The following is an 11212-nucleotide window of genomic DNA, read 5'->3' on the forward strand; positions in this document are numbered from 1 at the left end:
ATTTTAAAATAGAGAGTGGAATAACTAGCTACCTCGGGGTTTTATTGTCTTTTTTCCCTGCCTGGTAAATTTTTTAAATATTATAGCTTAGACTAGTTGCGGTTAAAAGCAGCTAAATTGCAGCGTTTAAGACACAAAAACGCCAATACTAAAAATAAATGATGACCAGGGCTTCTTTTGTCCTTTTTCTTATTTAGTAAATTTATTAACACTTATAGCTAATTGCAATTTATGAACGAACATTCATTTTTACAACAAATGTTGTCATAAAGTGAAATGAGATCCCAGATACAAGATACAAGTGTCGGAGCACTGGGATGACAAGAAGAGGGACTACTGGGGTGACGGGAGAAGGAGGCACTTGGATGACACCTATAACTTTGTCATTCCAGCGCGTGACGCTAGATCCAATTTTTTGGCAAATTCATCAAAAATGTTGTATAATGTACTTGTTTACGATCAATTTTGCTCGATCTCAGTGTCATTCACTTGCATAACATTGCCTGCTATGTAAATTGCCCCTAAATTAAAACATTTGCGCGGTAACATGTTGGAATGACACAAGGTTTGCGTTTATAAATTAAGTTGATTATGCTAAAAGAATTTGAAATTGAACCTCTGCTAAAAGATAAACCTCCACATCAAACCAAAGCTGTGGTTGCAATGTCTGGTGGAGTTGATAGCTCTGTTGCAGCAGTGTTGCTACATCACCTTGGGTACCAAGTAATTGGTGTGACTCTTCAGCTGTATGGTAGTGATGCTAACGTCAGAAAAGGTGCATGTTGTGCCGGACAGGATATTTATGATGCCAAGCGCGTAGCTGAGAGCACTGGCTTTCCTCATTATATCTTAAACTATGAAGAAATATTCAAAAAGGAAGTGATAGAGGATTTTGCGAATACCTATATGCGTGGGGAAACTCCCATACCATGTATAAAGTGTAATCAAACGGTAAAATTTCGTGATCTATTGCAAGTTGCAAAAAATCTCAGTGCAGATGTCCTGGTTACAGGACATTACGTGAGAAGATTGGAACAGAATGGCGAGGTAAAACTATGCACGGGCATCGATAAAAGTAAAGATCAAAGTTATTTTCTGTTTGCCACAACAAAGGAACAGTTGAAGCTTTTGAGATTTCCACTTGGTAAGTTCTATAAAAGTGATGTAAGAAAACTAGCAAAGCATTTTGGTTTACTAATCTCCGAAAAGCCAGACAGTCAAGATATATGCTTCGTTTCTGAAAGCTATAGTGAAACAATAGCTAAGTTAGCTCCACAATCTGTGCAGAAAGGCAAAATTGTAGATGCACATGGAAAAGTGCTGGGCGAGCACAACGGTATAGTAAATTTCACAGTGGGGCAAAGAAAAGGTCTGGGCATTGCACACAGCGAACCTCTCTATGTGATAAAAATTAGCACAGAAAATAATGAGGTTATAGTAGGTCCAATCAGCGCACTAATGCAAAGGAAAGTGTTGGTCAAGGAGCTGAATTGGCTAGAGCAGCCAAAGGAAGGCATGGAAGTCACTGTGAAGCTCCGGTCATCACACTTGGGAAGTTTAGCGACAATATACCCAGCCGCAGAACAAAATAAAGCTTGTATTATTTTAAACAATGATTACTTTGGAATCAGTTCCGGCCAAGCCTGCGTAGCATACAAAGATGACCAAGTTATCGGCGGTGGGTGGATATGTTCCTGACTAAATAGGTATTGCCTATAATTGAGAATAAACATGTTTTATGCTCCTGATTCTATTTCATTTGCCCTTAGAAGTTGGCTTAAGGGAACTTGCTTCATAGAATCAGAAGGACCACCTGATGCTTTTGCAGAACTTGCAGGTACATCGCCGTTTTTTTCAAGACTCTTGGCTATGATATCTGCAACACTTTGTCCTTCGAGGAGACAGTTTTTGCCTAAGCTTTTTTTCTCTTCATCTTCTAACTGGAAGAATCTTGTTTTACTCTCCTCATCAATCTCTACTTTTATTCCCCTATTTTCTGTTTTTCCATCCTCAGTTTCTGTACCGCTGGGGTATAAATGGACACTGATCTTCCCTACCTTAGTAATAAAAAACATTTCAATGCTACCTTGTAAGACATCTGTATAGTTTTTTTTCATCTTTGTCTTCTTCAAATCTTACTATACTTTCTTCAATATGAAATATATAGTATTTAAAATTTAACTCTTCTATTTTGAGATCATTTGTAACTTTTTTTAGGTCATTTACAGCCTTTTTTAGACTACCTACAACTTTTGCAGCCTCAATAGTGCTATCTTGCGGATATTTTGTATAAAAATAACAGTTGTCTACATCTACTACTAAATCGCCTTTTTGAACTTGTATATCCTTGTTTACTATACCCTCGTATGCTACACTTTTGAGCTTATTACGGATTTGTTCACACTCTTTAATAAACTCAGACATCATATCTTCCCCTATCATCCCACATAATCTTTCATGCTCATCATAAAGGTGTGGTTCCAATTTTACTCTTCCACCATTTACAATTAACTTATGGACGATATCAACTACAGCTTTTACATTATCTGGATCATCCAATGCGCTTGTACATGCACCACCACCAAGCTGAAAATTCCTACTTGCTGCAGATATTATAACAGTAACACGACTCAAAATATCTAATATTACCTCAAGTACTAAACCCGATACAGTATATTCATGACCATCACAGAGTGAGTTTAGCCTTTTCCCTATAAAACTCACCAATCAGCTTCTTTTCTTTTGCGGTTAATGGTATTTCTGCTAACGGTGGGTCTTTTTCTAGGAGTTTTAAAAGAGAAAAATAATCTAAGCTGCCACTCGAGTTTCCCTCTGAGCCATAATTACTTGTACAAATTGTCTGATCATCATCAATGGAGCTACATTCTTCTGAATCTCCATCACTTGAATCAGAATCAGTGTCTGGTGGTGGGCTACACCCTTTATTAGAGCCAGCATCTGGTGACTGATACCCTTCAGAATTAGGACTAGCATCTCTCACCCGTCATCTTCGTCTGGCCAACCAGTTATTTGATTAACGCGCCATGAACCCCATCCATCATTTACATTTTCTCCAACACTTTCCTTAGTTTCTGTACTGCACTCACTTGTATTGTCTGTAAGAGTCTTTTGATCACTACTTTCTTTTGTATAGTCAGCTACTGACAATTTCGGTTTGATACTATTAAAAGTTTGCCTATCTTCACTTCTATCCGAATCACAATTACTCAATCCTTCACGAAACAACTCTAAAGGATCAAGTAAATTATAAAGACTAGTTATTACATTGCTCCCCGGAGTTTTTCGTCCACTATCCTGACCTAAACGGTAATCAGACTCTGAACTTTGTAAGCCAGCTTGGTCCGTCAAATCACTGCCGTCAAAGTTATGCATCTGATTAGAAAAATACCGTGCAGACTTTTTTCCACCTAAGACAGCTGGACCGCCTACATCTCCTGTACACTCTTGGCTGCACTGTGCTTCTTGATCTAGCAATACGGATCCTACACATTCTTCAGCAAGCTTTTTACCGTACTCATTTGTACCATATATTGCATTTTTAACTTGTTGACCATCATCTTCAAACTGATCAGCTCCTAATTTATTTAAACTTACAGATTTCTCACTTGATATACCCCTGACTATATAGCATAATTACTACTTACTAATCCCTGAGTAGTTACCATAATCTACAAATAAGTCAATAGAAATTTAACAGTTCTCTACCACTGATGCTCATTTTTCCGTGTAGTTTTACGCTTTCTTGTCAGCTTAGGTCTAATCCTAATCAGGGTATAGCAGAGAAACTTGTTAAAGCAGGTAGTGAAATTTTATAAGGTGAAAATTTTTTATACAGCCAGATCACTAAAGAACCCTGAAGAAAACCGTGATACTTAGGTTTGCTTAAGTTGTAAAATTTCAGCTTGAGTAAGACCAGTAGATTCAGCTATTAAATCAACAGATACACCAGCTTTAAGTAAGTTTTTTGCCACTTTAATTTTTCCTTTCTCTATGCCTTCTTCAAGCTTCTGTTCGAGGATAGCTTCTTCTTTGTACAGGTCCATTATTCTTTCTTCATATGCTGTTAGATCCTTTTCATTCCAATGAAGCTTGTCTAATTCATCATACGCTTGCTTTATTATGGAAGATTCTTCTGCTATCTTCTTTAAATCTTCATCTGTTGTTTCTTCTGCATACTTAAAAAAGAAACACCAGCGTTCCACTGTGCTTGTTAACTGCTCTACTTTATTTTTAGGGAACTTCAGCAGTTCTATGAATATAAATTGAAAATCCTTTAAGTCGTGCTCATTAGTTTCATCATCTCTTATGGTATGGCTGGATATGTAATTAGGCTTACCAGGAAATAAAATACAACTTGATATTGCAATAAAGAAAATCTTCTGTAAGTTAGCGTACCTACCAGATTGTCTTGAATAGGCTTTTGCAGCGTAATATTGAGCTCGTTTTTCAAATCCCTTGTCGCAAGTGAGCTGCATTTCGACCACAAATCTGTTACCAACAGAATCCTGGCAAAGAACGTTAACTATACTTTGCCTCTCAGAAGCAATTTCAGGGTTCATAATGGTACTGATGAACTCTATTTCTTGTATAACATTAACTTCAGTGCATCCTAAAATATCGTTCAAAAAATGAATAAGAATGTTCTTATTTTTTTCAGTACCAAAGATTTTCTTGAAGGTTAAGTCCAATTTTGGATCGAGAAATTTAGAAAAAGCCATAGTGCTTAGATAAAGATTAATAATTATACACTATTCTGTGGAAATATTCAATCCTTTTTAATATTCGTTCAGGGCATGGCAGAAAAACTTGTTAAAGCAGGTAGTGAGATTTTATAAGGTGAAAATTTCTACAATAGCCACTGACTTAATATCCAGTCAATATTCTTTCCACCAACTCTTGTACCGTCGGCACATAGCCATTCTCATAAAACGGATCCTGCTTGAATTTATACACATTGTGTCCGGAAAACATGAGTTCATTCTCAATATCGCCATCGTGTATAATGTTTTGTAGTGTCTTTTGTATACAGAAACTCCGTGGATCTGGCTTTCGTCCTGTTGAATGGCTACCATGACCTTTCCAATTGCTAAACAGACAATGGCTCAAACATCCCATGCAATTGATCTGATCTTGTCTTATCTCCGCAAATTTGTCTGGTGTCACAAAAATCACAGTTGTATCTGGAGTCTTCATTGCTTCTGTATATCCTGCCCTAGTCCACGTATTTGCCAGTTCTTTATCTTTTGCAGTGAGGTAAATCTTTCTACCTCTGCTACCCATTGCAAATTCACTATTGAATTCTTCGCTGGCACTCTCTGAAAATTTTACTTGACGTGAGTTCCGTTCCTGTAATTCACGTATGAAGTTATTTCTTACTGCAGATGAGTAAAATCCTGTTGGACTGAATTTATTCAAAAATACGTCACCTTCTTCTAAAGTGAGTAGCTTCTTTTTCCATTTCGTAGAAATTGGACTTTCCTTCGTCAAAAGTGGACGAGTGCCAAACTGAAAAGCTATTGGTCCAATTTGCAGATTGTCAAACCAACGTTCCCAATCTTTTAAATGCCATACTCCCCCCGCCATAACAATTGGCGTTTCCGAAAGACCGATCTCGTTCATGAAAGATCTAAGCTCTACAACCCTCTCAAATGGAGCTTGTGGAAGTTTTGGGTCCTCACTATTACTGAGTCCATTATGTCCTCCAGCAAGCCATGGATCTTCATACACTACTCCACCAAGCAAAAAAGAAGATACTTTTTGATAAGCACGCTTCCATAATGCTTTAAAAGCACGTACTGATGAAATAATAGGGTAATAATAAACCTGGTATTTGGCTGCAATTTCTCCGAGCCTGTAAGGCATGCCAGCACCGCAGGTAATACCATGAACTAAGCCTTTTGCCTTTTCTAATATACCATGAAGTACACGTTCTGCTGCCCCCATCTCCCAAAGCACATTCATATGTACTCTTCCACGGCCTTGTGATATTTCATTCGCTATTCCTGCCTGACTAACTCCAGCTTCGATACTGTACCTAATCAATTCTTCATGTTTTTCATTTCTTGTTTTGCCTTTGTAAATCAGTGGTACTAATTCGCCGTTACCATCAATAAGCTTAGCATTTGCACCAGAAAATGTACCCACAGCATCTGCTGCAGCAAATGCTCCACTTGATCTTCCATCACTAATCGCAATGCCTTTGCCGCCTTCGATAATTGGCCACACCTCCTTTCCTGAAATCATTATTTTTTTTATCTTATTTTTCAAAGCTTCCTCATAGTCTTTCATTCTATTTTACTTAATTACTAAAAAAATAATAGCTGTTTATTTCCTCTTAACATCGTCAGAGCCTCCACAGCCAAATTTGGGTCTTAAATAGACATGTAAACAAAGAGCAGCTACTATAGGTGTAGTTATGTGTTTTTTGCTTATGATTATAGGTTTAGCAGGTGGAATTGGAGTAGGGAAGAGCTTTGTAGCCAATTGTTTTAAAGAGTTTGGTGCTGCTGTGTTTGACGCTGATTCTGTTGTACACCAGCTTTATAAAGTAGATAAGAGCATAATAAGTTACGCAAAAGAAAATTTTCCCGTAGGAGTAGTAAATGATGAAATAGACAAGGAGATATTGTCTAAATATTTCTTAGTCCACGATGAAAATTGGAAGCAATTTCAATCTTTAGTTCATTCCGCTGTGCGAAATGAACTAGAAATTTTTATTGCTCAGGAAAAAAAGACCGATAGAAAACTTCTAGTTCTAGACATTCCACTCCTGCTGGAAACGAGATTTCGTTTATATTGCAACATTATCGTTTTCGTCCATGCAGATAGTGCTGTGCAAGCTCAAAGACTCAATGAACGTAATATAGATAAAGAAAAGTTGGATCTAATTTCCAATATCCAGCTACCCATTGCAGAAAAAAGGCAGATGAGTGACTTTACCATCGATAACAGTGCAAGTAAAGAACATGTCCTTTCTCAAATAAAAGATATAGTGGACTCGTTAAATCTCAGCAGTTGATTTCAACTTACAATTTGCCCTCACCAAATTACTTCGAATCTTAGTTATATTATTTGTGGATTTCACTGCTGAAATTTCAAACCTTGAGCCTGCGTTTAAAAATGACTCAATTGACCTGCCAAAAAAGTCATACCTCCACCCTTTAAATAGTTTATCTGTCTGCCCAGATATTGATCCAGCCAATTCATCTTTTGACGAAACCAATTTTTTTGATATGCCGTTTTCCTTACATTCGCTCTCTAGAATAATCGAGAGTATATCAAGCACAGATCTATCATAACTGCTTGACGGAGTATAATCTCGCTGCATAAAGTCTTTCTCATTCTCATTGAAAATATCTATAAATTCTAATAGGTCTTCCTCTTTTATATTTTTCGTGTTCTTTCTGAGATCTTCTAAAATCTCGTCAACACGTTCCACGTTTTTTTCAATAAAGTCAGCTATTACAGCATTACTAATTATTTTATTACGACTCATATTATAGCGCTGTGCTAAGGTCTCTTGCCACTCACTAACTGCCTTAACAGTTAATATCAATCTTGGATTTGCTTCGTAATTAAATTTAATCCTTTTCCATGCATCTTTTGGAGTACGCAAATACTTATTTATATCAACCACTGCTTCCATCTCTTCCTGAAACCAGTCTATTCTACCCTTTTCTTCAAGTTTATTGCGCAATATCTGGTGTAGATCATATAAGTGTACCACATCGCTTATTGCATAGTCTAATTGATCCTCAGAAAGTGGACGCTTTAACCAGTCTGAATTTTTAGCTTTAATTTTATCTAATACCACCCCTTGATATTGCTCCACTACTTTTGAGTAACCAATAAAGTCATGATAATAATGACAAAACATAGCAGCAACTTGGGTATCAAAAATGGGAGTGGGAATGCATTTGAATACGGTGAATAAAGATTCTATGTCCTGCCGACAGCTATGAAACACCTTAATTATCTCGCGATTTAGCATTATTTTCTTAATAAGTGATAAATCAATTTCTGGAACTAGTGCATCTACAACAAAACTCTTACCTCCGTAAGAAATTTGAATTAACGACAATTTTGGATAATAGGTTAAATTGTTTCTAAGAAACTCCGTGTCAACTGCTATAAATTTCGGTTTTTTTGCTGTCAACTCCTCACATATGTCTCCCAGATCAGACGTTGTACTAATTAGCATATATTTTTTACTCAGTAGCCATATTTTAACACTTAATATTAAATTTTGCAATTAACAGATCTTTTGCATAACAAATTTATACAGAAGGATATTATACATACCTTTCACAAATAGCAGTTTAGACTTTTCAAAAAGTCAAAATTCCATATAATTTTAGCATGGCTGATATAGCTTATAGAAGAGGCTGCAAAAGATCCATTACACATGTACAGTTTTCTAAAGAAACGAGCAATCTTGCTTTTTTGTAGGCTTCTATTTAGATTTTATGTTATCCATACGATAAAGCTGAAGCTATCAATGTATAAAGAACATTATGAACTTTGTAAGAGAAAAAAACACTCCTGTAATGGAGCAATATTTAAATCTGAAAGCTCAATATAAGGATCATCTGTTGTTCTATAGGCTGGGGGATTTTTATGAATTGTTTTTCGATGATGCTGTTAAAGCTGCAAAACTGCTGAATATAGTGCTCACTAAGAGAGGTAATTCATGCGGGCAAGACATACCAATGTGTGGAGTGCCAGCACACAGTAGTGAATCTTACCTGCACAAGCTCATAGATTTAGGATTCAAAGTTGCAATCTGCGATCAATTAGAGACTGCTGACGAAGCAAAAAAGAGGGGCTATAAATCTATAGTAAAACGAGATGTAGTGCGAATTGTTACTCCAGGCACAATTATCGAAGACTCGCTACTGGAGGATAAAAGCAATAATTATCTTGCATCCATAGTTGAACAAAATGGAGAGTATGCTATTGGCTGGCTTGAATTATCAACGGGAAAATTTTTTCACACTTTAACGAATTTGGAAGCCCTAGATAGCGATTTGCTGCGTATATCACCAAAAGAATTATTAATTTCCGAGAAGCTAGCTGAGAATGAAAAAATCAGGTCAATTTTAAAAAATTATAAAATATCAATTACGCAGCATGCCCAGAGTTTTTTTGAGTATAACAAATCTCACAGAACGCTGTGCGAATTTTATAAAGTCAGAGAGCTTGGAGTTATAGGAAACTTCAGCAAAGTGGAGATTATAGCATGCGGTGCGCTACTTGAATATGTCAGAGTAACGCAAAGGGGTTCCATTCCAAGGCTTGAGCTGCCAAAGCCCTACAGGCAACAAAGTTTCATGCTTATCGATGCTTCAGCAAGGAGAAATCTTGAGTTGTTTTCAACTCAATTTGGCGAAAAAAAGGATTCATTGATTTCAGTTATTGATCACACAGTGACTGCTTCTGGTGGACGTCTGCTCAAACAAATGCTCGCTTCACCGCTTGCTTGTCCTAAGGCAATTAACTTGAGACTTGGCACCGTTGAATTTTTTGTAAACAGTAATGAAGCACGCAAAAAAATACGGGAGATACTATCTAATATTCCAGATATTGAAAGGTCACTATCACGTTTAATATTAGGGCGTGGCTCACCAAAGGACATGAATCTACTAAAAATAGGCCTTGGGAAAACGTTAGAGTTGTCCGAGTTTCTATCCAAGCTAGATCCCTTACATAATTATCACTTAGGTGAAAAATCAGCAGTTGACCCTCAGATGTCATTCCAGTGCTTGACAGCAGAATCAAAGGGAAAAGAACCAGTGTCTACTGCTCAGATAACAAGCAGTGATGAAAGTGAACTTAGCACAATACATAAAAGCTTTGGCAATCACAAAGAGCTGTTTGAGCTTCTAAACGAAGCTGTACTTGACAATAACCTAAGTTCCGCAAAAGAAGGAGGATTTATCAATCCACAATATAACCAAGAATTATCGGAGTTATCCTATGTGCTGAGCAATAGCAACAAATTGATAACCAAACTCCGAGAATCTTATCGCGATCTGACCGGCATTGCCGCACTAAAAATACTGCACAACAACATCCTTGGTTATTACATTGAAGTGTCAGCAAATCATAAATTAACCTCGGACATATTCATTCACAGGCAAAGCTTAGCAAATAGTATGCGCTACACTACTAATGAATTGAAAGAACTAGAGAATAAGATTCTCACGGCACGTGACGCTGTAATCAGCTTAGAAATGAAAATTTTCAGTGAACTATGTGGTAAAATCGCTAAAGAATCTGAAAAGATTGCTCTCGCTGCAAATGCCTTGGCAAAGCTTGATATCCGAACTGCGTTTGCAGAGCTCGCAGTGCAAAATAATTACGTAAAACCCATTATTGATAACAGCAAAGAATTCAATATCTGCAGCGGAAGACACCCAGTGGTTGAAGTTAACGATAAGTTTATCGCAAATAACATCAACTTAGCTGGTATACATCTAATCACTGGTCCTAATATGGCTGGAAAAAGCACTTTTCTAAGGCAAAACGCTCTCATTGCAATTTTAGCTCATATGGGGTCATTTGTGCCAGCAGATAGTGCACATATTGGTGTGATTGACAAGATATTCAGCAGGGTTGGTGCAACAGATAATATAACAGCTGGTTATTCTACCTTCATGGTAGAGATGATTGAAACAGCGACCATAGTTAATCAGGCAACAGATCGTTCCTTGGTGATACTTGATGAAATTGGCAGAGGTACAGGGGTATATGACGGCTTATCTATTGCTCAGGCAGTGATTGAACATATCCACAATGTAAACAAGTGCCGTGCCATTTTTGCAACTCATTATCATGAGCTAACTAAAGTAAGCAAAGACTTGAAGAACGTAAAATGCTTCTGTGTGAAAATAAAAGAATGGAACGGAGAGGTAATCTTTCTCCATAAAGTAGTTGAGGGCGTTGCAGATGAGTCATATGGAATACATGTAGCAAAACTCGCCGGCTTTCCTGATTCTGTACTGGACAGAGCAAGCGAAGTGTTTGAAGAACTGAGGACTTGAGAGTTATAAATACCATACGCGTCAAGTTAAGGAAAGAAGATGTGAAAGAGAATAGAATAATAAGGTATAAGTTGTCTCAGATATGTTTTTAGTGAGAGAACTAACGATGAATAAAATAACTTACCTATCAAATAACCTCAACAAATTTT

General features: G+C 37.1%; 11 protein-coding genes. 4 read left to right on the forward strand and 7 right to left on the reverse strand.

Annotated features, from left to right (window positions below):
- The first annotated feature begins 317 nt into the window (after positions 1-317).
- Positions 318-497: a hypothetical protein gene (locus DM84_RS02110; protein WP_250778103.1), complete on the forward strand. Its 180-nt coding sequence runs from the start codon at positions 318-320 to the stop codon at positions 495-497.
- A 94-nt stretch (positions 498-591) separates the two neighbouring features.
- Positions 592-1698 (forward strand): tRNA 2-thiouridine(34) synthase MnmA, encoded by a 1107-nt coding sequence (mnmA, locus tag DM84_RS02115; protein WP_250778104.1) that lies wholly within the window; start codon positions 592-594, stop codon positions 1696-1698.
- A gap of 38 nt (positions 1699-1736) precedes the next feature.
- Here mnmA and DM84_RS02120 read toward each other — a convergent pair whose 3' ends face one another.
- The 6 genes from DM84_RS02120 to DM84_RS02145 all read right to left on the reverse strand — a co-directional run bounded on the left by DM84_RS02120 (position 1737) and on the right by DM84_RS02145 (position 6288).
- A complete protein-coding gene (locus DM84_RS02120; RefSeq protein ID WP_250778105.1) occupies positions 1737-2117 on the reverse strand; it encodes a hypothetical protein in 381 nt (126 codons plus the stop codon).
- The gene (locus DM84_RS02125) at positions 2083-2724 is read right to left on the reverse strand and encodes a hypothetical protein (RefSeq protein ID WP_250778106.1); all 642 of its coding nucleotides are present in this window, start codon (positions 2722-2724) and stop codon (positions 2083-2085) included. The genes DM84_RS02120 and DM84_RS02125 overlap by 35 nt, the downstream gene beginning before the upstream one ends.
- Positions 2687-3001: a hypothetical protein gene (locus tag DM84_RS02130; RefSeq protein ID WP_250778107.1), complete on the reverse strand. Its 315-nt coding sequence runs from the start codon at positions 2999-3001 to the stop codon at positions 2687-2689. The genes DM84_RS02125 and DM84_RS02130 overlap by 38 nt, the downstream gene beginning before the upstream one ends.
- The gene (locus tag DM84_RS02135) at positions 2998-3495 is read right to left on the reverse strand and encodes a hypothetical protein (RefSeq protein ID WP_250778108.1); all 498 of its coding nucleotides are present in this window, start codon (positions 3493-3495) and stop codon (positions 2998-3000) included. Before DM84_RS02135 ends, DM84_RS02130 begins: the two co-directional genes overlap by 4 nt.
- A gap of 398 nt (positions 3496-3893) precedes the next feature.
- A complete protein-coding gene (locus DM84_RS02140) occupies positions 3894-4739 on the reverse strand; it encodes an Rpn family recombination-promoting nuclease/putative transposase (RefSeq protein WP_250778109.1) in 846 nt (281 codons plus the stop codon).
- Positions 4740-4884: 145 nt separating this feature from the next.
- Positions 4885-6288, reverse strand: a complete 1404-nt coding sequence (locus DM84_RS02145) for an NAD(P)H-dependent flavin oxidoreductase (RefSeq protein ID WP_250778113.1) — start codon at positions 6286-6288, stop codon at positions 4885-4887.
- Positions 6289-6451: 163 nt separating this feature from the next.
- Here DM84_RS02145 and coaE point away from each other — a divergent pair, with 163 nt between their 5' ends.
- A complete protein-coding gene (coaE, locus tag DM84_RS02150) occupies positions 6452-7039 on the forward strand; it encodes a dephospho-CoA kinase (protein ID WP_250778110.1) in 588 nt (195 codons plus the stop codon).
- Here the strand turns inward: coaE and DM84_RS02155 are convergent.
- On the reverse strand, positions 7022-8221 hold the full coding sequence (locus DM84_RS02155; RefSeq protein ID WP_250778111.1) for a ribonuclease D: 1200 nt from the start codon (positions 8219-8221) through the stop codon (positions 7022-7024). The two genes, coaE and DM84_RS02155, sit on opposite strands and share 18 nt — an antisense overlap.
- 313 nt (positions 8222-8534) lie before the next feature.
- On the opposite strand from DM84_RS02155, the gene mutS reads away from it, so the two are divergent.
- Positions 8535-11063 carry a DNA mismatch repair protein MutS gene (gene mutS / locus DM84_RS02160; protein ID WP_250778112.1) on the forward strand — a complete coding sequence of 843 codons (2529 nt, stop codon included), beginning with the start codon at positions 8535-8537 and terminating at the stop codon, positions 11061-11063.
- Positions 11064-11212 lie beyond the last annotated feature (149 nt).

It is taken from the genome of Wolbachia pipientis, assembly GCF_023661085.1.
GTDB lineage: Bacteria > Pseudomonadota > Alphaproteobacteria > Rickettsiales > Anaplasmataceae > Wolbachia.

What these genes read in the sequence shown, in the direction of transcription:
- DM84_RS02110 (WP_250778103.1), top strand. Translation starts at nt 318, where the DNA reads ATGACAAGAAGAGGGACTACTGGGGTGACGGGAGAAGGAGGCACTTGG.
- mnmA (WP_250778104.1), top strand. Translation starts at nt 592, where the DNA reads ATGCTAAAAGAATTTGAAATTGAACCTCTGCTAAAAGATAAACCTCCA.
- DM84_RS02120 (WP_250778105.1), bottom strand. Translation starts at nt 2,117, where the DNA reads ATGAAAAAAAACTATACAGATGTCTTACAAGGTAGCATTGAAATGTTT.
- DM84_RS02140 (WP_250778109.1), bottom strand. Translation starts at nt 4,739, where the DNA reads ATGGCTTTTTCTAAATTTCTCGATCCAAAATTGGACTTAACCTTCAAG.
- coaE (WP_250778110.1), top strand. Translation starts at nt 6,452, where the DNA reads ATGATTATAGGTTTAGCAGGTGGAATTGGAGTAGGGAAGAGCTTTGTA.
- DM84_RS02155 (WP_250778111.1), bottom strand. Translation starts at nt 8,221, where the DNA reads ATGCTAATTAGTACAACGTCTGATCTGGGAGACATATGTGAGGAGTTG.
- mutS (WP_250778112.1), top strand. Translation starts at nt 8,535, where the DNA reads ATGAACTTTGTAAGAGAAAAAAACACTCCTGTAATGGAGCAATATTTA.